The following is a 21,941-nucleotide window of genomic DNA, read 5'->3' on the forward strand; positions in this document are numbered from 1 at the left end:
ATGTTTTTTGACGGACTAATGGATCAGCCGGGTGGTGTTTACTGGCAAGCTTTGGAATTGATATTTGGTGGTTGGATCAACACACCATGGGAAGGCACTGACACCAGCTATACGATAATGACTGTGTTTATGGGGTCATTCAATTTGGTTAGTTGGTTTATGGTAGCTATCAGCTTGGGTATCGGAATTTTAATGGGTGTCGTTGGCTCAGCAAACGAAGGCAAATGGGGTGGCTCTTTAATTGACCCAACTTGGTTTGCTTTGAGAACGGTGTTTGGCCTAGCTCTATTGTCGCCAATCACTTTCGGGCCTTCTCTGCCTTATGGTGCCTATGTTTCGTATGTGAATGTGCTAGCGGTGTGGGTTGCTGGTGTTGGTAGCAATATTGCCGACAAGTTCACCTACTTCGCCATGGACAACATAATGTCGCGTGGTGTGGACATTGGATCTGAGGGCAATGGCTTCTTGGTCATGGATAAGCTTCTCAAGCAATCCATGTGCATGAATGCTTTTGCTAGAAGATACGAAAACGTATATTCCGAGCAGTTTTATAACAGGGGTGCCGGAACGTCTACGCCTTTTACTCGCGACTATAATGCTGTAACTCTCACCGATCCTGACACTATCGTAGAGCTTGGTCCTTCCGGTATGTGTGGAAGTATTGGCACCTCAGTTGAAGTTGACGATCCAACGAAGTTTGGTGAATCTGAAAGTCTTTCTGCGGTTATTGCACCGAAGGTCAAAAACCTGAATCTTGAATATCTATTAAAGGTGCATAGCAATATAACAAATGCAGTTGGAGCCGGTAGATATACTAGCGGACAGCTTGAAGAATGGATAAATAGACCTGCCAGCAACCCAGATGTGGTAAATGCCGTAAATCGAGCGGGTGAGCGATTCAACCAATATGCACACGAATACGATGCCAAGCTGAAAGCCATTGTTGCCAACGAATTGAGAAAAGCTGTTGAGGGCAAAGGTCTTGAAGTCAAAATGGTTGGTGGTCAAATCACCTTAAGCATGACCGAAGAATCGGTGGACCATTACGGCTGGGGTCTACTTGGGCCTTACTACAGTATTATGTCCAAAAAGCTTTCGCAGATAAACGACAATATAAGCATTGCAAGCAACAGTGTTTCTTTCAGCCTAAATATGAATAAAGCTTGTGCCATGTCGAGTAGTGGTTTTATCGATATGATATTTGGTAATAAAGATAACTGTAACTTCCTTTCCGATTATAATGTCGGGAATATCATTATCAATTCTGCAAAATCAAATGCAAGATTGAGTGGCGACACCTTGGCTCAGGCTTCTACAGCTTGCTCCACGGAAGGTTGTGATGATAAGGATGTCAAAAGTCTTTTTAACAATATTATGTCAGGTCCATTTATCAAAATGTACGGGCATTTTTCACAGCCTATGCACTTTGGGGCTGGTGGTTGGTTCTTTGGTCTATTCATGAGCGACGGTGATTCAGGCACACAAAGCACAGGGATGGTTGGTTTGCAGGATGGCATAGGTGGTGTTGCTAACCGTGAAATTGCTTCTACGGGCCTTCAAATAGGCAATCCGCTTATGTTCAGTGCTAGCCTTGGTCAATCCATGATTATGAGTTCCAACATAATCAACACAATCCTTTCGGGTGTTCAAGCTACCGTAGAAGCGGTTTCCAACTCTGCAATCTCTTGGTTCGGCGGTGCGGTTATCGGCGGACTCATGTATTGGGTTTCCATTCTTAAAATCCTGAATGGTGTAATGTCCGTATACGGTATGGCTCTTGGCTATCTAATTCCGATGGCTCCAACATTAGTGTTCGCGATGGGTTTCCTTGCAACATTAACTGTGACCTCAATAGCTATAACCATATCCGGGTTGGTTCCTGCTACTGCTTTCAAGCCTGAAGGCAAGGGAATGAGCGGTCAAAATCTTGGTAGAACTATCGGTTATTTTTGGACGCTACTACTTAAAGCACCTTTCCATGTGACAGGCTTCATTCTGTCTATGTTCGTGGTGAATATCGCTTTTGTTTACTACAACCAGATATTTTTCATGTCATTTAGTGAAGATGCTTGGTCCTTTAATCCTTTCGCGATTGTAGGCATGGCAACAATCTATATCGGTGGTTTGGTGACTCTTCTTCACACAGGTTTCAAGATTACGAATGTGTTCGCTGACGTGGCCTTGGACTTTGTGGCCGGTAAAGATTACTCGATGGGCAACAATATCGATAATATCTCGACTGATAGAGTTAGTCAGATGCAAACTGAAGTCAATCGTGATAGCAAAATGGGCAATTTCGGTCAATCAGTCGGCACAAGTATCGGCAACAAGATTAACGCGAAAAGAGAAAGCGATAACAAATCTTGATATCAACGGGGCCAAGGACTGGCCCCATTATTGATAACAACAAACAAAAAGGAATTCAACAATATGAAAAATCTTAGAAAACAAAAAGGATACGCATTATTGCTTACACTGGCTGTGTCGGTAATGGCACTATCGCTCACCGTGTTTGCTTTCGATAGCAACCAACGCGAAATCGACACCAAAGAGCGAGCTTTGACCGTGGATGGCTCCGCTCAAGTGCTTTCAGACATTCTTCAAGCGAATCTACAAGCGGTCTCTGGTTTGGGTTGGTTGCCGAACGGCACGGTTACTGCTGACGAGCTACGCGATAGAAACGCTTTGGGGCCGGTTGGCACTGATATCTTAGGGCAACAGGTAGTTTCGCTTTACGCCCCTGCTGTGGACGATCCAGAGCGTATCGACCTGCTCATAACCACTTCTGGTGCCCCAAACCCAGGCTTGCTTAGCAAATATGGCTGGGACGGCCACTATGAAGGGTTCATTCGCGGTGTGCTGGGTAGTGAAGCTCTATACCTATCACCGGGTGACGAACCTACCGGGGCCGTTGCGGGTGAAATCTCGGATGGGGTGCTTCACACCACCACGGATCAGGAAGTCGACCTGTCGGCTTTCAGGGGCATGCTCGACGGTCGAAACCGTGTGGGGGTCTATGTTCGTGCGCCGAAACAGGTGGTTGAGTGGACCTTCTTTTTTGGCTACAAGCGTTCGAGCTATGAGCCAGAAGCAAGCTCAACAGGTGAGAATCTGGAGATCAGCTATGCAAGCTTCAATTCACCGGTCAACAACGCGGGGGCTAGGCTGTTTTGCCCGGAACACTTGGCTAGGGTCAGAATCGACGAAACCACCGAGTGGCGTGAGCTTCCGGCTGATTCACCGGGCTTGTGCCTTGAGTCTTTGATAGGTGATGTGGATACGGACCTTGTAGCCAAGACAAGCTTCCAGTTTCTCACGGCTGGATCTGCTCTATCACCGCAATCACCCGAGCCCTACGGCTCGACGCCTTCTGTGTGGGGGAATCACTGCTATATCACTGCAGGCGCCTACTCACGCTATCCATTTCAGGGGGAAGTGTCCTGCTTCGATAGGTCTGATGTGCTGTCTATGGTGAACCCGAACACCGTTGAAGGACTGGTGGCTTCGCGTATTGATAGCAACCAGATTGCCAGCAATGCGGGGTTAGGTCACCTCTACGATGACCGCTACAAAGCCGGAGCAGTAACCAAAGCAAGGACCATAGACCTCAACGACTACGTAAATGAGGAACAAAGAGGACACTCAAAAAAAAGAACAGTGGTGGATATTCTGCATGTTGATGACAAAGGAATACTTTCTTATCGATATCGCATTCCGAATGGAAGCTTAGGCGTAGAATCTGTGCCACTACTTCCCGAAAACTATTACGGGTATCTCTGTGCCGAACACTCGATCAATTTTAGGCAACAAAACGGAAAATGGATAGCAGACGTATCCTGCACAAGCCAACGCGACAACAAGCAAGATTTTGTGGTCCCAAGCTACCTGTATGCGCAAACAGTAGTGAAAGAGCTTTCAGAAGGTCGCTATCTCTATATCTACAATGTGGACGGTCAATTCACGACTGGTGCCGATGTTCAGGGCTTCAACCGTGCCGGGTATCGCGTTGGCGAAAGGGGTAGGTCTTCTGTTGCTATCAATGTGCCGTATCAGACCGGTGATGGCACCGCAGAGATGACCATTCAGGTGCTATTACGATAACGGTTAGTAAGTGGTTGCTCACCATAAAGCCCGCTGGTTGCGGGCTTTATTTTTGCTTGGTGTTTTCTGGTACTTTAAAACGCTTTAAAACGCATTGTGGTTCTTTCTAGTGTTTTGAAACGCATTTAAGTGTTTTCTGGTACTAGAAAACGCTTTGGTGCGTTTCAAGGCGTTTTCTGGGGTTTCGTGGTTCGCGATAGGTGGCTTGGCCGGAATCATGGCCGTGGCACCTGTCGCTTATCCTGTGGATCTACGGCTCAGCCGGGGTTAGGGCTGTGCCGGTGGTCGTTTTGTGATCAATGTGGTCATTGACAGTGAAATCATGGCTTTAGTGGTGATCCAAAGATTTTTCGCATTATCATTTACGATGCATAATCCCTCTAGCCATAACCATGTGTTATCGAAATCAATTTTTTATAAATTATAATTCCGTATCCTGTTGATATGGTGAGCTTTTTTCTTCGAGGTGGCAGCGAAAACTTAATTTTTTTAAAGATTTCTGGCTTGCAGGTGTTGACATTTCCCTTTTGTGCGAGAAAAGGGGTTGACTCGGGATGCCAATCATGATCTAATGCGTCTGTCAACAGGGAATAAGGATTCTCTGTATTTTAGCTACTAATCTTCAATTCAGGAGAGGCTATGCAAAAAACAAAGGTGAAAAATGACAACAACAGCAATCGGTGTAATCGACTATAATCAGAGCAACAACAACACTTCTCTATATGTACGAAAAATTGAGTTGGCTAATGACAAGTATCAAGCTGTTCAGCAGTTTGAAGCCACGCTTGTTGTTGAACTCAAAAGCAAGAAAGTCCTATCCGACTTCCTCCTGCATTTCAGTTGGCAAACGGGATTCGATAGACCCACTGTGACGGTCGAATCGCGAGCCGGTGCCCTACCAAATCCGTTTCTTCAGAAGCACCTGACAGACCTTTCTATAGCATTTGTTCGCGAGAATCGACGGTCTCTGTGCGTAGAGAAGAGCTACCCGCTATCTACCAGCACAAAGCACGCAACCAAGCTACAGAAGCTACGGGACACCCTCTTTGTGTCCAAGCCAGACGAAGCAGGCTATGTGCTTCTGGCGTATGAAGACCTCCGGGGTGAGGCTCGTATCGCAAAATCGGGCAATGTCATTAAGCACAGCGACTTCCTTTTCGCTCTGAAAGAACGGCTCACAGCCGACCACCTTGGCGAAAATGGTGAGAAGCTAGACGACATATATTTCGAGAAAATTGCTTCAGTGGATACTCGAAAGTTGAAGGCAATCGCATAGCGGTAGCCTAACCAGTGTTTCACCAGCCGTGTGCTGGTGGACCTTGCAGTAAGCAGGCTTGGAGCCTGTTCCCTTTCAAAGTGAGTTGACTGATTTTTGCCTCTGACACATGGGCTGGGGAAGGTGTGTCTGAAAAACGCTCAAAATAACTTTAATAGGAGAAATGTCATGAGCAACGTATTTAAAAGAAACAAAATGAATGTAGAAATGGATTACTGTCGCCCGAATCCTCTCAGCGGTTTCGAAGGCCAGTGGGTATCAAAAATTGAAATAAATGGTGTACGCCAAATGTTTCAGTTTGAAGAAGAAAAGCTGTTTTTACCAGATTTACCCTTCGGAGAAGGCCCAAGTCCCTTTTTCGAAGTTATGGCAAACATGGTAGGTGTGGAAGAAGACGACTTTAAGGATTTTGAAGACACATTAGCCAGTTCAATTTTTCTACTTTCTCACTATGCGAAAAAGCATGTCATTGAACATGGGGAACCTGACGATTACCAAGAACTCGTTGACGAATTCGTCGACGCATTGTGGGGGTGAAATATGGATACCAACAAAATTGATTACAAAGATTTAGTGGATTTCCACCCTTCAGGATTCTTTTGGTCGGTGGAAGAAGGTAAAGAAACGGGGTCGGTCACGATAGCTGTCGAGCATGGGGAAGAAGAGCATGTGATTGGTGGGATATACGGCACATGTCCAAAAGTCACGCGGTTGGTTTGTGATTTTGATATGTCTGGTGAGCACTACGGTTCCTTGCAAAAATGGGGTGATTACGACAGGGACGCTAGTCGTGCTTTGGTGCTCACTTGCTTAGGTTGGCTTCTTCGAATGAAGCGAAATCTTGACCTGAAACCGGGCACGGTGTTTTGCATTGAGCCAGATAATTCAGGGCCGGTCACTGCTACTGATTTTCGTGAGGTGAGCCATGCATAGCCCTATTTTGGTGGTGAGTCTCTTAGTTATTGCTGGGTTCAGTGTTGCAGGTCTGATAGGTCACGGTTGGCCTATTTCGATAGCAATAGCCCTAGGCTTGGTCTGGTTGCGAATCAAGCGGAAGCCTTGGCTATGGAAGGATTGGTTATGGTGTGCATTCTTCGTGGTTTCTGCGGTACTGGTTGCAGTAGCTTGGTGAAGTAGAAGTGACAGCAATTCCCCAAGTCGTTATGGCTCGGGGGCTGTTTTTGTTTTCAATGTGCTTTCGAAATTGAGAGCAAATTGAAAACAAAGAAAGTCAATAAATATGTGAAATAATTCTGAAAATAATTGAATTATATGATATAATGAATGTCTAATAAAATAGCAATTACAAAAAAAGGAGAATGCTATGAGTGTAGAAGATTTCACAGTTAACAATATGAGAGAATATATTGATAAGATTAGATTCGAAGTTACACAAGCACATTGTGACGACGATTTAGTAGACTTTGAGGTACATTGTTCACCACAGTCAGGATTTGTTATGTTCGAGTCCATGATTGCGGATATTGAAATGCCTCATAAATTCGATTTTGAAACAGTTGAGTTGGATTTCTCCAAAGTTAAATCTGGTGTCAGAGCCGGGGCGAATCCAACAGAGTTTTTTACCACTTTAACGAATTGGTATCAAAAAGAGCACAACCTACCTTCAGTTAGCTCAGAAAGTGAACAGCCTGTTGTGAACATGAAAAAGGCCGTTGAAGCTAAGCTTTTGGATTCATACATTGAATTCGCACACCCTTTCGAAATCGAAGTGTATTGGCCTGAGTACGAAATGGTGGACGCTGGGGGTTCACTGAAGCCTGTATTTACTCCGATGGTTCAGGTCGATAGCTCTTCGTGCCAAGTGTGGTTAGATACTGAAGTGATTTCTCAAGGTGCTGAAAAACACCTTGCGTTAGACAGTGACGGTAATGCTGTAGGTTTAATCGACGAAGAGAACAGTCAGTTAGCAGAATTGGTTGATTATCAGCTAAGGAAAGATTTTCGATATAACACTTTAGGAGAGGAAGACTTCAAGCTAGCTGTTCAAGATTATATCACTTCAGTAATTAGACCTTTAATTGTAGAAAAGCTTCAAGAAAGTCAAGAGAAATTTAGAGTCGAGAAAGCTGACGAGTATGGTGTAGTCCACAAATCTTTCAGCTTTGAGAAAGAAGAGGAAAAGCCACAAAAATCGTCAAAGCATAGAAAAAGCTCAAGCCTTGGCTTCAACTGAAACACTCTAACCCGCCACACTGGCGGGTTTTCTTTCACTCAATACAGGAGCTAGCGATAGCCAAAAAATAATTAGGAGAATAATAAAAATGACAGATACACAATTTATAGAATTGACCGACTCGATTCGAGTCGAATCACTGCGAATGCCTTCGTATATCCCTGACGGCGAGTCCTTCAAGATAGCCGTGGGGCTCGAATTTCAGGGTAAGAGCTACGAAACCGAAATGCTGGCCTACGATCATGGCAATTTCATGCTTGTCGACAAGAACACACCATTCGCCAAAACAGACGGTCTCGAAGCCTTGATTGCTGGTCGTTACCCTGACGATGTGGAACGGATTTTCAGCGGTATTGCCGTCAATGTGGATAGGTTCATTGCTGAAACGAGCATGTCTGAACTCGATTTCCAAGACGAGGTGTTCAAGTTTAGCGTGGACACATACGTTGACGAGTTAGAAATCTACAGCGTGGCTATCGAGCCAAAGCCGGGTGGTGGTGGGTTTGCTGGCAAGGCGATTGTGCTTTTCGACCAAGAACACACCATTGAGTTTGACGCTTCAGAGCGTGCATTGCGTTCGTCCTTCTATGTCAAAGAGTTTGTCGAGCCTGAAAGCTCGACGCTCTGGGAAGCTATCGGTGGTGGGAAGCTTGCCGGGCCTGTGTTCGAGCGTTTCCGCGAGAAGCTGAATGACTATGTGGACCGTAATTTTTCTGACCTGACGAACACCGCGTATGTCGCATTTGAAGTCGATGGCCGTGAAAGGCTTCAAGACGCCGATATCCACAAGATCGCTCACCTTTTGGCTCCTGAGCAGAACCACCACACAACCGCTCTCATGAAGGCTCTGAGCGATTTCAATGCCAATACGCCTTCAGTGGATGGTATCGTTAAAAAGGATGGGGTCTGGGCCGTTTCAGGCGATAAGCACCGTATCCAGATCCGGGACGAGATTTACAGCGTAACGGGCAACCTAGCCACGCCGTTTCGTGAGCAGAGACGGGCGTATTCAGGCTTGTCCTTTGGCGAAAGGGGTTAAGGTTATGGCATATGTTTGGAAAAGGCTTCACGAGCTTTCTAGAAAAGAGCTTCTTTACCTGACTGAAAACCCCTTCACCGGCTCAGATTTCACCGGGAATGTGGCTCTTGAAGTGTTCGGGCCGAACGATAACCCTATCACGAAATTAGCCAGACAGGTTTTTGCCTCGGCTCTCGACAAGCGATTAGATAAGGGCCGTGTGGGTCGGATTCGAAATGTCTTCTTGAGATATGACGAAACCTCTAATGATATCGAAGACGAGATTGCTAGTGCTCATGTTGAAATCTACGGCAATCCAGACCTTCTATGCCAGATTGTCCGCTTGAACGACGAAGAGCTTCGATTATTTCGATTTGCTAAGCGTCTCGAAGGTCGCGAGCTTGTTCCTATCAACGAAATTGTTGATGGGATGAGCTTCTATAAGGCCGATTCGGTCATACCTGTGTTTCTCGACGATAATCTAAATGAATTGTTTACGACTGTGCTTCGAGACGATCCCTATCGTTTCTGTAATGCGGGTGATTCCAAAAACCTTGTCATAGAAGGTTTGAGTTTTCACACAGCTTTTGGCTTTTGTCTGAATGGCGAGCCTATTCTTTCCATGACCGGTAAACAGCAATTTGATATGTTCGAGTTGCTTAGTCAATCTGCGGGATTCAGTTTTTCATTTTTTCGAGAAATGGACGATCCAAACTTTTCTTTCGACGCCATATACCAGCACGACGATATGATTTCTTCAGAGACCTTGAAAGCTCGCTGTGGTGCGGATCACTGGGCTTTTCAGCAGTTAGCAAGTGACCTAATACAAGCTCTGAACTGTGCGAAAGAAAACCAAGAGCTTGTCATGGATTTGGTTAAAGAAGCTGTCGAGACTTCTGATTGTGTTTTTGAAGGTGCTGTTTTCTCAATGGTAGCAGACGAATACGCACGCACTATTGAAGTATCGAATGAATGGGTTTTCGAGAAAGGTCCGGCAGAATGTCTTAACTCAATGATTCGGACAATTCAGAAGCCCGGTGAAAAATCGCCCTATTGCTTGACTAAGCAAGATAAACAAGAGCTTTCAAAACTAGCTATGTTCGACTTGGGTGTCAGGCTTCAACTGGTCGACGATTTAAAATATATTGACTTCGCACATGAATTATGGGCAATCGAAAAGCACGAAAATGAGTGGCTGGTTCAAGCTGGTGTTGCACGAATTGATGTTTTCGAAGAAATCAGTTTGATAGCAGAAAAGCGGAGACCACTACCAGACAATGAATTTAATGGAAAATTTTTGTTTTAATTATTTATTTATGTGTTATAATTATCGGGTGGTATTAGATTTCTCCAATTGTTGTTGTTTTAACCCCGCTTTACGGCGGGGTTTTTTATGCGTGCTGTTCCAAGTATTCGCTTACCAGCCTTCGAGCCAACTGGCCGGGGGATTCCTCTTTGCCAACAAGCTCTAAAATCGCCCTGTGCTGGCCTTCAGTCAGCTTGAAGCTCACAGCCTTGCTACGCTTCTTGTCGCCAAGCAACGCACGTCCATGGCCTGTGACGGTGTGTCCAGTGTTTAGGTTTCGGATTAACACACCTGCACTTCGTTGGCTGGGCATATGAAGGTGATAGTGGCCGTTCTCGCGGTCGAAGCTTATGTGGGAGTTCGGATACTTGCGGGCAAGCTCGATAAGCCTTTCTCTTGTTATCAATCCTTTTGACACTGCCAAGGCACCGTAGGGGCCGAATGATTGTTGGATTTGTTCGTCAGTCATATTTTTCACCTTTATTATTTTCAATTTCTTTTTGCTCTTTCAAAGCTTGGAATTGGTCCAATGTTAATGCAACAAAACACCCAACTCCAAGAGTACATAAAAATATCGCTCTTACCCAGTTGAAGACTTTATGAGTTTCGGGAAGTAATGAATTAACAAAATAATGAAGGAACATTGTAAAACCTAAAATGTAATCTATTGGAAGGACAAGGAACATTAAACCTATCAATAGCATTACAGTTACTATTAAGCATAGGGTTATTTTTGCGTATATCATTTTCATGATGTTTCCCCCTTATTGTTTTCAATTTTCCTTTTCAGACTAGATTCCAAAAACGAGTTAAACCTCGCTATTGTCAACATAGTTAGGAGTGCAATTCCTATGTAATAAAGGTTATCAGCATTCCATATAAATAAAATAAGGGATATGCACAAGCAATAAGATATTCGAACTACTGTTTTTTGTTTTGCCAGTTCTTTATCTATTTCAGAAACTGGACAGCTTTCCTGCTTGCTATCCCCAATCTTTCTTTTTAACCCTAACCTCAAAGCCTCTTGTAGTGACCTAAGCTTGATATTCTTTGCTATTAGAGCCGTCATTATTGTTTGTAGCAGTAAAGAAAAAAACAAACATAATGGATTCGATATCAAAGCGTCGAGTACATTATTGCTGTTTAAGTGTATAGTGGGGTTACTCATTAAATTATGTATAGGTGTAACGACTTCACATAATGCCATAAACGCTAATCCACCACCAAATATTATGCCGATATCACAGTAAAATATCTCTTTTTCGTAAGCTTTATTCTTGCTTTCAATCTCATTGACCGTATAACCTGCTAGTTCCCTATCAATTTCGCTATTAGAACAATTTGGTCTTATATTGATTTCTTTTTTTTGTTGTAAGCTCATTTCATATTCTCCTTTGCCACCTTTTTTTCCAAGCCTGATTCCAAAGCTTCCTCAATCCTGCAGTTCTGATAAACCTTAATAGCCAACGCAAAAGCCAATAAGACCAAACCAAAAGCTAACCATGTTTGGTCTGAATAATAAGGAAAAAGAGCTTCGGCTTGGTTTCGGCAGTCTGCTGGCACTAAGTACCCCATGCAATACATACCTTGCATAAGCCAACTATGTGCATTTCTAAATAAGAAATAAATTGCTAAAATGCCCGAAATGGCAAACCCAATACTCAAGAGATCAATTTTGAGTTGTTGATAAGATAATTTCTTTTGTATTTTCTTAACTGTAAAGTCTTCAAGCTCTTTATCCACTGCCTTATCTGAAAACGTAGGTATTAGCTTGGATTCAATTTTTTGTAGTATATTCATTGCTTGTTTCCCCTTTTTGTTGTTATCAAAAGCCCACCACTCAGGGGGCTATATTTTTCTTCGCTTTTGCTTTATTTATCAATTCATTAACTAAACAAGCTACTACTGTTAATACGACCGTAACAGCGAGATATGGTAGAATTGTTAGCAATGCGTATAATATTGATACTGCTATAGTTTGTATAATTTCCATTTTGATTCTCCTTTTTGGTTATTGTTTTATAATTATATCATATTATCCCTTAAAAAGTTTACTTTTTTAGCAATTTAATATTTAAAGGTCATGAATAATCGCCACTTGCTTAGCAAATAGCCGAGTTTTTATAGGTTAATTTATTTTTGTTTTCAAGGGGTGGAAATCGTTGACGGCAAGGAGGTATGTGGAGAAGTGCTTTAAATGTGGTGAGAAATAAAAAAACCGACATTGCCGTGTCGGTTTTTCAAATAATATATTTTCAAGTATCTTTCTATTGTCTATTATAACATGGGTATCAGATTTGTGTTTCCATACTGTCTATTGTCTCATGTTTAATTGACCAAGTTAACATTTACTGTGCAAGTTCTATTCTAGGTCTGTTTATTTCTTTCGGGTAGGTTATCTGTATACAGAAAACCCCTTGTCATTGATTATGGGGAATATGGCTGGTTTCTGCTTTTCAATGTCCAGCTTGGACACAAAATGAGTTGTCTTTGCTACAACTCTGCCTCAGTCGAATGGTTTGTCATGATAGTAATTTATCCAGAAACGCCAGTTGTCTGCTCCATAATGTCGATTCACTTCATGTTTCAACATCCAAAGAAAGTTGTTCGAATTTGGGAACTCATCAAGGATACAGCCAGTAGTGAATTCATGGCAGTTGTCTAAAATGAAGTTGTAGTCCGTGATGCTACCGATCCTGTTTTTGGCTCTCTTAGCAACTTCAGCACTTCCCACAGCTTTTGTTCCTTTACACGAAACATAAATATTATATCCGCTCTTACCTTTCAGGAATTGTTTTGCCGTGACTGCTTCAACTCTACCTTTTCCATTAAGGTGGACAATCTTACCGTTTCCGACATATATGCCTGAATGTTCTGCCCAGCCATAGTGCAAATCACAATAGACCACGCTACCAATTACTGGTTTGACTTCTGTCCTACAACTATCGACGACAAATTCTAATAGCGATACGATTGGTCCCACTCTCTATCCCCCCCGTGTTTTACCTTTTATCGACCAACCTCGCTCAGAATTTAGGTCTCGCAGTGCTATATGAACCGTATTGCCTCTTTTGATAAAATCTCAACTGTAGCCATGTCACCGAGGCTGTAAGCCTGCTGGAACAGGCTGGCAAGCTCTGTGCGTCCGTAGATACGTGGTGCTCCGTTGACCTGAGCTTTTCGGTTGATATACCCGTAGACCGGTTGAGCAAAATCTTTGACATAGATTTCAATAGTGTCTTTGTGAGCACCTATCAGGCTCGACGCCTGAGTTGGTACATTGATGAAACCATTGTTGTAATAAGTGGTCCCAATCTTCACCTTGAAGCTCGCTTCAGGTGTAGGGAAGTCGGATACCTGTAAATCTGCTTCTTCTTCTACCTGTTCGACTAATTTCTGCTTTCCGTTCCATGGAGGATCAAGCGTTTTGATTATGCTGTCTTCAAGTCCACTAGCGAGGTTCAAGTGAAATATGCCGTAGTGCATGAGGCCGTTATCAGGTAAAACATAGATATCGACCTCTCCACCAGCCAGCAGACATTTCATGATATTGGCGTTGTTCTTACTGTTAGTCGGTTGGTCTCCATTTGGGCTTCTATAGCCATAAAAACGCTTCTTCAGTGGCGTAGTAGTCTTTCCGACATATCGAACCTCACCGTCTACTATGAAGGCATACAGGACATTAGACGCGGTGTAATAGCGTTCTAGATCAGGAAAGATTTTGTCGTTTTCAATAATCCACTTGCCAACTTTCTCGAAACCAATCTTGATTAGTCTATCCATGAGTCCACCTAAAGCAGAAAACCCGCACTGGTGGCGGGTTTAGGGGTGTGGTTGCTGTCAATCGATTGCTAGCAAATCGTCTACAAGCTCTTTGAGATTTCGGCGCATAGCTTGTTCTGCTGCTTCCCTTTCAATGAGGTAGTAAGCGAACATTCCGTCGCTTCTGCCCTCGGTCTCAATATCTTTGTCATAGAGCGTTTGGCTATCACTGACTAGTTTATAGTTGATCTCGGTGGTCCTATAACCGGGATCACCAACTGCCCAATAGCCTCGTGATCCGTCTTCAACGACCTTGATATCGAGTAGATATGAACCTTTGTCATTGAAGAGATTAGCAGTCTTCAAAGTGTTTTCGACCGCTGTGCGTGCTGTTTCATTCGTCAGATTTGGTGAAGTCTTTCCGGCCAAAGCAAAAGCACTGGTTCCCACGAATCCTTCGACTTGGTTTATTCTGACATTCTGAAAAAGCTTGTTGTCTGGCGTGGCTTTTGACTCCGATTCATAGGACGACTTTTCTGGATTCATTTCACCTGTGACAGTGACACAGCCGGAAGTTGAGACGATCAGAATTGACAGCAAAAAAAGGGCTGTAAGCTTTAAAATTTTCATTTTTTTAGTTCCCCGTGCGAAAAAAAAAGCCCACTCTTTGGTGGGCTTTGGATCTGGTCTTACTCTTTTTCTTCTTGAACCCAGCTTTCAACGGTTTCTGCACCGTGTTCGTCTTTCCAAGCTTTCAGTTCTTTATGGTTGCCACCGCGAGTTTCGATGACTTCACCAGTATTCGGATTTTTGTAGACTTTCAGCTTACGCTTCCGGCGTGTCCCAACAGTCGACTTCGGTGCTGATTCCAGTGGTGGGAGACCGCGAAGCTTATATTCCGGGTCCAGTACGTCGATGGTTTCTTCGACTGTATGGCCGTATTTTTTCATTAGATCTTCGAGCTTTTGCTTGTATTCTTTAGCAAGCTTCAATTGCTCGCTACCTTCCATTTCCTTCAGCTCAGCTTGTAGGCGGGCTAGCTGGGCTTCTTTCTGCATGTAATTAGCAAGTTGCGATGACATTGGTGCTATTCCTTACGGTCTGGTCTGGGTGCTGTTTTGCTTGGGAACAAGTTAAAGATATCAGAGATAATTTGCGTCATCCAGTATTTGAAGTAAGTTTTTTATATTTTTTCAAGCTGGCTCATGTCAGCTAGTGCGTATTCGTCCAAATCAATGTCTTCTTTGTAGAAATTATCTACGAAAGTCTCACCCTCTATGGTGATTTTCATAGTGATTTCTGTTTTCTTGGCTCTTTTACCTTCGAGTTTGTAGAAGAGCTTTTGAGTGGCCGGGTCGCTATATTCTCTTGCTACGGTGTCGACTTTTTCGGATGTCAGGCTAAAAGTGATATTGTTTGCTATCAAAAAGTTGTTGATATCTGCTCGACCTTTCTTGCTTCGAAGCATGGTCATAAAGTCGGATAGGCTATCCATTTCCAAGCCCACCTGCTCTTCAATCAATGTCAGCTTTGTTTTTAGGCCTTCGATTTCTTTCTCAGTGTTCGAAAGCTTTTTCAACACATAGTTAGGCGGAATCTCTTCAAGGTTGTCAATCATTCGCTGAAGATTTGCTTCCGTCATTTCTTCTTTCGCAAGCTTGTTTTCAAGCTCTCTTTGTTGCTTGGCTTTCTCAATGTCTTTCTTGTTTGATAGCAATTTTGCTAGGGCATTGATAAGCGAAGCGTGAGAAGGAATGTCCTCGGCATTAAATGCGGTAGCAAGGAAAATCTTTTCGCAAAACTTGTGAAGAACATAAGCGTAGTCGATTGTGTTTCGACAGCCTGTGCCTTTTTCTTTTCCTTCGTTGCAAAACAGGTAATAGTATTTATATTTCCCGCTGGCTTTCTGTTTTTTAGTATAAATCATTTTTGAGCCACATTTATCGCAATAAGCAGTATGGCGAAAAATGTTTGTGTAGGCTTCAGTGTTTCGGCCAGATACTTTGTTCGTTTTTCTTCTTGCTATTGCCTGTTCAGCACGACGAAAAGTGAATTCGTCGATAATTGCGGGGTAGAAATCGGGAATGTATTCGCGAAACTCGCGTTTACCGTCTACGGTTTCTTGTCTTCGTAGATAGCCAACCACAGCTTTGCTACGCATAAGCTTGTAAACATTTGAAGCTGTCCACTTTCGCTTAGCGGTTTTGTTGACCTCAGCAACCGCGTTGTAGACGCCTTCATTGATTATCAGGTCAAAAAGCTGTCTGATTTCTTCAGCTTCGTCTTCAACAATTTGATATTTTCCGTCGACTAATTTATAACCATAATGAACGCGACTATTTGAAAAAGCCTTACCTGACTCTTTTGCTTCGTTGTGAACCTTCCGCCAAGCTGATTTACGGCGTTTTGACTTAGTTTCACTCTCTTCGTTGGCTCGTTTCGCTATCAAGCCAATCATAAGGTAGTTTTCTAAGTCTCTGCTTTTGTCTTCTAATGAATACAGTTTCTCGTCATTTGTTGTGTAAATCTTTATCCCTTTTTCAAGAATTGCATAAAGCTGACTAGCGGTTTTGTTAAGTTCTTGCCTCGAAACCCTATCAATACTTTCAAGGACGATAAAATCGCCAGCAACAATTTCTTTATTTTCTATCTTATCGAGAAGGCTCCTGAACTGTCCTTTTTTGATATTGTCACCACGGAAGGACGATACCCCGGCGTCCACGAAGGTTTCTTTGATTCGGACACCATAGCGGTCCTCAAAGCGTGATAGGGGGCTTTTCTGACGCTCGACACTATCGCCAGTGCTTTGACGGGCGGTTGAGTAGCGGACGTATGCGTAAGCTTCCATGGCAAGGGACACCGTGGCCTGTGGTTTTCTCCACTATAGCATCCTCCGTCATGATGGTCTCGGCCACGCTGCCGGTCTTTGGCGAGATGATCGACGATCCGATCGAGACCGTTTCGCGTCTCGACAGCACCTTCGTCGCGGTGCTGGGTGCCGCTACTTTCGTGACCACGACGATCGGCATCAACATCGTCGCCAACTTCGTCGCCCCCGCGTTCGATTTCTCCAACATGGCGCCGAACAAGATCAGCTTCCGCGCGGGCGGCTTCATCGCGGCCGTGGGCTCGATCTTCCTGACCCCGTGGAACCTGTTCAGCAACCCGGAGATCATCCATTACACGGTCGATCTGCTCGCCGCCGCCATCGGTCCGCTCTACGGCATCATCATCATGGACTACTACCGTATCCGTCGCGGCGAGATCGATGTCGACGGCCTGTTCAGCGACGACCCGCACGGCCCCTACTGGTATCGCAACGGTGTCAATCCGGCAGCGGTGAAGGCGGTCGTCGCGGCAACGGTCATCGGGATCGTGATCAATTTCCTGCCGCTCGGCGATCTCGGCCACTTCTCGGTGTTCATCGGCGGTGCGCTGGGCGCCGGCTTTTACGCGATGGCCATGCGCCGCGCAACGGCCGCCGCTGCGATCGCCTCATAGAGCAAGCGCCTCTCCCGACTTGGGCGACGTTATCCGCGCCCCCTGTTGTCTCCCTCTTGCCGGCGCTCATCGAGCGCCGGTTTTTTTCGCCTCGGAGACTTCAGCGCGAGGAGAGGTTGAGCGCCATATGCCGATTGACGTCCTTGTAGAGCAGGTAGCGGAACGGCCCCGGGCCGGCGGCGTAACAGGACTGCGGGCAGAAGGCGCGCAGCCACATGTAATCGCCGGCCTCGACCTCGACCCACTCCTGATTGAGGTGATAGACCGCCTTGCCCTCGAGTACATAGAGGCCATGTTCCATGACATGCGTCTCATCGAAAGGAATCACGCCGCCAGGCTGAAAGGTGACGATGGTGACGTGCATGTCGTGGCGCAGATCCGAGGGCTCGACGAAGCGGGTGGTCGCCCAGCGCCCTTCGGTATCCGGCATCGGCGTCGGCTCGATCGTCTGCTCGTTGGTGACGAACGCCGGCGGTACCTCGATGCCATCGACGAACGCGTACGCCTTGCGGATCCAGTGGAAGCGCACCGGCTCGTTGCCCGCGTTGCGCAACTGCCAGCTCGCGCCCGGCGGCAGATAGGCATAGCCGCCCGGCGCCATCGCGTGTGGGTCGCCGTCGATGATCAGCGTCATCTCGCCCTCGACCACGAACAGAACGCCCTCGGCGCCGCCATCCGGTTCCGGGCGCTCGCTGCCACCACCGGGCGAGACCTCCATGATGTACTGCGAGAACGTCTCGGCAAAACCGGAAAGCGGTCGCGACAATACCCACAGCCGAGTCTTCTCCCAATGCGGCAGAAAGCTCATGACGATGTCGCTCATCACGCCCTTGGGAATGACCGCGTAAGCTTCGGTGAACACCGCGCGGTCGTGGATCAGCTGGCTCTGCGGCGGCAGGCCGCCGTGAGGGGCGTAGTAGGTTCTACGGGACGAATCGTGCGGTCTTTGCGGCATGCTCTCTCCAGTCGGCGTTGGCGCTCGATCTTCACCGGCTCGGTTTCATCGACCGAGGGTCATTGGCCAAGCTCGTCGAGCGCCTCGTATAGTTCACTCACTTCGCTGATTCGCGCGCGGCCGGCCGCCAGCCGGCGGTGCAGGAGCGCGTTGGCGATCAGGCTGACCAGACTCATCGCGCTCGCGTAGCTGTCGAACGCCGAGATCGTTTCCAATGGACACTCCAGACGCCACGCGACCTGGCTCTCATATTTTGTCGTCGTCGGGTCGCCGATCAGCAACACTCGCTGTGGCTGCTGCGCCAGCGTCTCGATCAAGGTCCCGAACAGACGCGGCCGCCGACGAAAGCCGACGGCCACGACCAGCGCTTCGGGCTCGAGTGCGACCAGCTCCTCGGCCAGCGACTGGTTCGGCGCCGGTGCCAGGCGCACGCCCGGTCGCGCCTGCAGCAGCTGCTGACGCAGATGCAGTGCCACCGGGTAACTGTTGCGGTAACCGACGATCACGATCTCCGGCGCGTCATCCAGCGCGGCGATCACGGCCTCGAAGCGGGCCGGCGTCAATGCCTCGAGGCAATGACGCAGATTGTCACGCTCGCGCTCGGCGTGTCGATGAAAAGGCGCATCGCCCTCGCCCAGGGCCGTCGAGCTGGCAAGCGGCACGCCATAGTGGCGCAGCCGCCGCACCTGCGTCTTGACCGCCCGAAAGTCGGCATAGCCCAGGCGCTGGAACAGCCGCGTGACCGTCGCCTTGGAGACCCCCGACAGTCGCGCCAGATCCGCCGCGCTGTAGATCGCCAGATCCTCGAGGTGATCGAGAACGAAACCCGCCACGCGGCGCTCCTGCGGCCCCAACTCATCGAAGTGGTGCTGCAGGCGACGACCGATCGGTGTCTGATCGCGGCTGGCGGGCATCGAATCTCCTTCGCGTTCAAACCACCGAGGCGATGAACTGCGCGAGCTCCGGCGTCTGCGGCCGGGTGAACAGCGTCTCGGGCGGGCCGGACTCGTGAATCCGCCCCTGGTGCATGAACACCACCCGATGGCTCACGTCACGCGCGAACTTCATCTCGTGGGTGACCAGAATCAGCGTCATGCCCTCTTTCGCCAGATCCTCCAGCACGCGCAGCACCTCGCCGACCAGTTCAGGGTCGAGCGCCGAGGTCGCCTCGTCGCACAGCAGCACCTTGGGGTTCATGGCCAGCGCGCGGGCAATCGCCACGCGCTGCTGCTGCCCGCCGGAGAGCTGCGCCGGGTAGGAATCGATCTTGTCCGACATGCCGACCTTGGCCAGCACCTCCTCGGCGATCCTGCGCGCCTCGCTCTTCGGCGTCTGCTTGACCACCACCGGCGCCAGCATGACGTTGTCGATCACGCTCTTGTGCGGGAACAGATTGAAGCTCTGGAACACCATGCCGACGTTCTGGCTCAGCTCGCCCGGCGTCATCGATGTTCCGTCGAGCCGCTGATCGGCCAGTTGGATCGTGCCCCAGTCGTGATGCTCGAGTTGATTGAGACAGCGCAGGAAGGTGCTCTTGCCCGACCCGCTGCGACCGATGATCGCCACTACCTCGCCCGCCTCGACCTCGAGATCGATCCCCTTGAGCACCTCCAGCTCGCCGAAGGATTTGTGCAGGTCTTTAACGGATACCAGCGCCATAGAGTCGTCTCTCCAGATAACGGGCGTAGCGCGACAGCGGATAGCAGAGAATGAAGTAACCGAGCGCGACGAAGGTGAAGATGGTGAAAGGCTCGAAGGTGGCGTTGTTGAGCATGGTGCCGGCCTTGGTCAACTCGACGAAGCCGATCACTGAGGCCAATGCCGTGCCCTTGATCACCTGCACCGAAAAGCCCACGGTGGGCGGCACCGCCAGGCGCAGCGCCTGCGGCAGAATCACGTGGCGCATCGACTGCAGATAGTTGAGCCCCAGCACTCGCGCCGCCTGCCATTGACCGCTCGGCACCGCCTCGACGCAGCCCCGCCAGATGTCGCAGAGAAACGCGCTGGTGAAGAGCGTCAGCGCCACGCTGGCGGCGGTCCAGGCGGAAACATCGAAGCCCAGGACCGCCGCCCCGAAATAGGCCAGGAAGAGCTGCATCAACAGCGGCGTGCCCTGAAACAGGTCGACATAGCCGCGTACCAGCCAGCGAACCGGGCGCAGGCCGCCCATGCGCAATAGCGTCAGCACCAGGCCGACAGCGGCACCGCCGATGAAGGCGATCAAGGAGAGCACCACGGTCCAGCGCGCCGCCAGCAGCAGGTTGCGGACGATGTCCCAGGTCGTGAAGTCGGTCATGCCGAGCCCCCCTGACGAAAGGCGAACAGCCGTCGTCCGACGAACTCGAAGACGAGTCGCAGGCCGACCGCCAGCAGCAGGTAGATGGCCGTCACCACCAGATAGACCTCGAAGCCGCGAAAGTTGCGCGACTGAATGAAATTCGCCGCGTAGGTCAGATCGAACACCGAGATCTGCGAAACCACCGCCGAACCCAGCATCACAATGATGCACTGGCTGATCAGCGAGGGATAAACCCGCGAGAACGCCGGCACCAGCACCACGTGGCGGAAGCTCTGCAGTCGCGAAAGCCCCAACGCGCGGGCCGCCTCGTGCTGACCCCGCGTGGTCGACTCGATCCCCGCGCGAAGGATCTCGGCGGTGTAGGCGCCAAGATTGAGGATCATCGCGATCAACGCCGCGACCGTGGCGCTGATCGGCACGCCCAGGGCGGGCAGGCCGAAGAACAGAAAGAAGAGCTGCACGATGAACGGCGTGTTACGGATCACTTCGACATAGCCGCCGAGCAGGCGACTGACGAGACTGGCACCGCGCACGCGCGCGCCGTCGCGCACATAGGCGACGACGACGGCCAGGGCGATCCCGGCCACGGTGGTGACGACGGTCAGCCAGACCGTCGTCACCAGGCCCTCGAGAATCTGGTCCGTATACGGCAGGAGCGAGGAGAAATCCAACGTCATGATCGGCTCCGATCAGGCGGATAGGTCATCCGGCAGCGGCGCCTGGAACCACTTTTCGGACATCGACTCCAGCGTGCCATCCTGCTTGGCCTGCTCGATCAGTTCGTTGACCTTCGCCTTGAGCGCCTCGTTGCCCTTGCTCAGGCCGACGTAGCAAGGCGAATTCTTGATCTTGAACACCAGCGTCGGCGCGCGATCCTCGTTCTGGCGAGCGATCTGAGCCGCCACCACGTTACCGGTCGCGATGTAGTTCACCTGGCCGGAGAGAAACGCCGAGATCGTCGTGGCGTTGTCCTCGAAACGCTTGATGGTGGTATCGCTCGGTGCGATATCGCTCAGCGTCAGGTCTTCGAGCGCGCCGCGCGTCGCGCCGATGGTCATGCCGGAAAGGCCGGAAACATCATCGACGGCGTCGGCACCCGGCGTGCCGAACACGCCCTGGAAGAACGGCGCGTAGGCGTCGGTGAAGTCGATCACTTCCGCGCGTTCTGGCGTCTTGCCGAGACTCGAGATGACCAGGTCGACCTTGTCCGTCTGCAGGAAAGGAATCCGGTTGGCGCTCGTGACCGGCACCAGCTTCAGATCCACGCCCATGCCATCGGCGAGATACTGCGCCATGTCGATGTCATAGCCCTGCGGCTGCAGGTCGGTGCCGACCGAACCGAACGGCGGGAAGTCCTGCGGTACGGCGACACGTAGCGTGCCGCGCTGCTGCACGGTGTCTAGATCACTGGCCATGGCGGAGAACGCGGTCGCGGTCATGACGGTGCACGCGGCGGCCAGCGCCAGCTGGCGAAGCGGTAGATGCTTGGCAAAAGCGAACATGTCGAGCCTCTCGTGGGCGAAATTGTT

24 protein-coding genes are annotated in these 21,941 nt (G+C 48.6%); 9 read left to right on the plus strand and 15 right to left on the minus strand.

Annotated features, from left to right (window positions below):
- The 8 genes from IE125_RS04435 (at nt 1) to IE125_RS04470 (ending at nt 9,895) form a co-directional block, all read left to right on the plus strand.
- Nucleotides 1–2,367 carry a DotA/TraY family protein gene (locus IE125_RS04435; RefSeq protein ID WP_189443433.1) on the plus strand — a complete coding sequence of 789 codons (2,367 nt, stop codon included), beginning with the start codon at nt 1–3 and terminating at the stop codon, nt 2,365–2,367.
- A 63-nt stretch (nt 2,368–2,430) separates the two neighbouring features.
- Nucleotides 2,431–4,101, plus strand: a complete 1,671-nt coding sequence (locus tag IE125_RS04440; RefSeq protein ID WP_189443434.1) for a hypothetical protein — start codon at nt 2,431–2,433, stop codon at nt 4,099–4,101.
- Between the two features lie 661 nt (nt 4,102–4,762).
- Nucleotides 4,763–5,377: a hypothetical protein gene (locus IE125_RS04445; protein WP_189443435.1), complete on the plus strand. Its 615-nt coding sequence runs from the start codon at nt 4,763–4,765 to the stop codon at nt 5,375–5,377.
- A 168-nt stretch (nt 5,378–5,545) separates the two neighbouring features.
- Nucleotides 5,546–5,914, plus strand: coding sequence for a hypothetical protein (locus tag IE125_RS04450; RefSeq protein ID WP_189443436.1), 369 nt, complete (start codon nt 5,546–5,548; stop codon nt 5,912–5,914).
- 3 nt (nt 5,915–5,917) lie between these two features.
- Nucleotides 5,918–6,310: a hypothetical protein gene (locus IE125_RS04455; protein WP_189443437.1), complete on the plus strand. Its 393-nt coding sequence runs from the start codon at nt 5,918–5,920 to the stop codon at nt 6,308–6,310.
- A 391-nt stretch (nt 6,311–6,701) separates the two neighbouring features.
- Entirely contained in the window at nt 6,702–7,571 is an 870-nt protein-coding gene (locus tag IE125_RS04460; protein WP_189443438.1) for a hypothetical protein, read from the plus strand.
- 88 nt (nt 7,572–7,659) lie between these two features.
- A complete protein-coding gene (locus tag IE125_RS04465) occupies nt 7,660–8,610 on the plus strand; it encodes a hypothetical protein (RefSeq protein ID WP_189443439.1) in 951 nt (316 codons plus the stop codon).
- 4 nt (nt 8,611–8,614) lie between these two features.
- Entirely contained in the window at nt 8,615–9,895 is a 1,281-nt protein-coding gene (locus IE125_RS04470; RefSeq protein ID WP_189443440.1) for a hypothetical protein, read from the plus strand.
- Nucleotides 9,896–9,980: 85 nt separating this feature from the next.
- On the opposite strand, the gene IE125_RS04475 is transcribed toward IE125_RS04470, so the two are convergent.
- The 9 genes from IE125_RS04475 to IE125_RS04515 form a co-directional block, all read right to left on the minus strand.
- The gene (locus IE125_RS04475) at nt 9,981–10,364 is read right to left on the minus strand and encodes a hypothetical protein (RefSeq protein ID WP_189443441.1); all 384 of its coding nucleotides are present in this window, start codon (nt 10,362–10,364) and stop codon (nt 9,981–9,983) included.
- Nucleotides 10,357–10,647, minus strand: coding sequence for a hypothetical protein (locus IE125_RS04480; protein ID WP_189443442.1), 291 nt, complete (start codon nt 10,645–10,647; stop codon nt 10,357–10,359). The genes IE125_RS04475 and IE125_RS04480 overlap by 8 nt, the downstream gene beginning before the upstream one ends.
- A complete protein-coding gene (locus tag IE125_RS04485) occupies nt 10,644–11,276 on the minus strand; it encodes a hypothetical protein (protein ID WP_189443443.1) in 633 nt (210 codons plus the stop codon). The genes IE125_RS04480 and IE125_RS04485 overlap by 4 nt, the downstream gene beginning before the upstream one ends.
- Nucleotides 11,273–11,695 (minus strand): hypothetical protein, encoded by a 423-nt coding sequence (locus IE125_RS04490; protein ID WP_189443444.1) that lies wholly within the window; start codon nt 11,693–11,695, stop codon nt 11,273–11,275. The genes IE125_RS04485 and IE125_RS04490 overlap by 4 nt, the downstream gene beginning before the upstream one ends.
- Before the next feature lie 706 nt (nt 11,696–12,401).
- Nucleotides 12,402–12,878 (minus strand): lecithin retinol acyltransferase family protein, encoded by a 477-nt coding sequence (locus IE125_RS04495; RefSeq protein ID WP_189443445.1) that lies wholly within the window; start codon nt 12,876–12,878, stop codon nt 12,402–12,404.
- Between the two features lie 65 nt (nt 12,879–12,943).
- Nucleotides 12,944–13,678 carry a GIY-YIG nuclease family protein gene (locus tag IE125_RS04500; protein WP_189443446.1) on the minus strand — a complete coding sequence of 245 codons (735 nt, stop codon included), beginning with the start codon at nt 13,676–13,678 and terminating at the stop codon, nt 12,944–12,946.
- A gap of 57 nt (nt 13,679–13,735) precedes the next feature.
- Nucleotides 13,736–14,287 carry a hypothetical protein gene (locus IE125_RS04505; protein WP_189443447.1) on the minus strand — a complete coding sequence of 184 codons (552 nt, stop codon included), beginning with the start codon at nt 14,285–14,287 and terminating at the stop codon, nt 13,736–13,738.
- Nucleotides 14,288–14,346: 59 nt separating this feature from the next.
- Nucleotides 14,347–14,739, minus strand: a complete 393-nt coding sequence (locus tag IE125_RS04510; protein ID WP_189443448.1) for a histone-like nucleoid-structuring protein, MvaT/MvaU family — start codon at nt 14,737–14,739, stop codon at nt 14,347–14,349.
- 101 nt (nt 14,740–14,840) lie between these two features.
- Nucleotides 14,841–16,505 (minus strand): recombinase family protein, encoded by a 1,665-nt coding sequence (locus tag IE125_RS04515; protein ID WP_189443449.1) that lies wholly within the window; start codon nt 16,503–16,505, stop codon nt 14,841–14,843.
- On the opposite strand from IE125_RS04515, the gene IE125_RS04520 reads away from it, so the two are divergent.
- On the plus strand, nt 16,490–17,158 hold the full coding sequence (locus IE125_RS04520; RefSeq protein WP_189443450.1) for a cytosine permease: 669 nt from the start codon (nt 16,490–16,492) through the stop codon (nt 17,156–17,158). The two genes, IE125_RS04515 and IE125_RS04520, sit on opposite strands and share 16 nt — an antisense overlap.
- Nucleotides 17,159–17,258: 100 nt before the next feature.
- Here IE125_RS04520 and IE125_RS04525 read toward each other — a convergent pair whose 3' ends face one another.
- Genes IE125_RS04525 through IE125_RS04550 form a run of 6 tightly spaced genes read right to left on the minus strand, consistent with a single transcriptional unit; the run spans nt 17,259 to nt 21,914 of the window.
- Nucleotides 17,259–18,113, minus strand: a complete 855-nt coding sequence (locus tag IE125_RS04525) for a bifunctional allantoicase/(S)-ureidoglycine aminohydrolase (RefSeq protein ID WP_189443451.1) — start codon at nt 18,111–18,113, stop codon at nt 17,259–17,261.
- A gap of 59 nt (nt 18,114–18,172) precedes the next feature.
- The gene (locus IE125_RS04530; protein WP_189443452.1) at nt 18,173–19,027 is read right to left on the minus strand and encodes a MurR/RpiR family transcriptional regulator; all 855 of its coding nucleotides are present in this window, start codon (nt 19,025–19,027) and stop codon (nt 18,173–18,175) included.
- Between the two features lie 16 nt (nt 19,028–19,043).
- Nucleotides 19,044–19,772, minus strand: coding sequence for an amino acid ABC transporter ATP-binding protein (locus tag IE125_RS04535; RefSeq protein WP_189443453.1), 729 nt, complete (start codon nt 19,770–19,772; stop codon nt 19,044–19,046).
- Entirely contained in the window at nt 19,753–20,409 is a 657-nt protein-coding gene (locus IE125_RS04540) for an amino acid ABC transporter permease (protein ID WP_189443454.1), read from the minus strand. Before IE125_RS04540 ends, IE125_RS04535 begins: the two co-directional genes overlap by 20 nt.
- On the minus strand, nt 20,406–21,089 hold the full coding sequence (locus tag IE125_RS04545; protein ID WP_189443455.1) for an amino acid ABC transporter permease: 684 nt from the start codon (nt 21,087–21,089) through the stop codon (nt 20,406–20,408). Before IE125_RS04545 ends, IE125_RS04540 begins: the two co-directional genes overlap by 4 nt.
- Nucleotides 21,090–21,101: 12 nt before the next feature.
- Nucleotides 21,102–21,914 (minus strand): transporter substrate-binding domain-containing protein, encoded by an 813-nt coding sequence (locus tag IE125_RS04550; protein WP_189443456.1) that lies wholly within the window; start codon nt 21,912–21,914, stop codon nt 21,102–21,104.
- Between the last annotated feature and the right edge of the window lie 27 nt (nt 21,915–21,941).

Origin of the sequence: Salinicola rhizosphaerae (genome assembly GCF_014652715.1) — a bacterium.
In the GTDB taxonomy this organism is placed as follows: Bacteria; Pseudomonadota; Gammaproteobacteria; order Pseudomonadales; family Halomonadaceae; genus Salinicola; species Salinicola rhizosphaerae.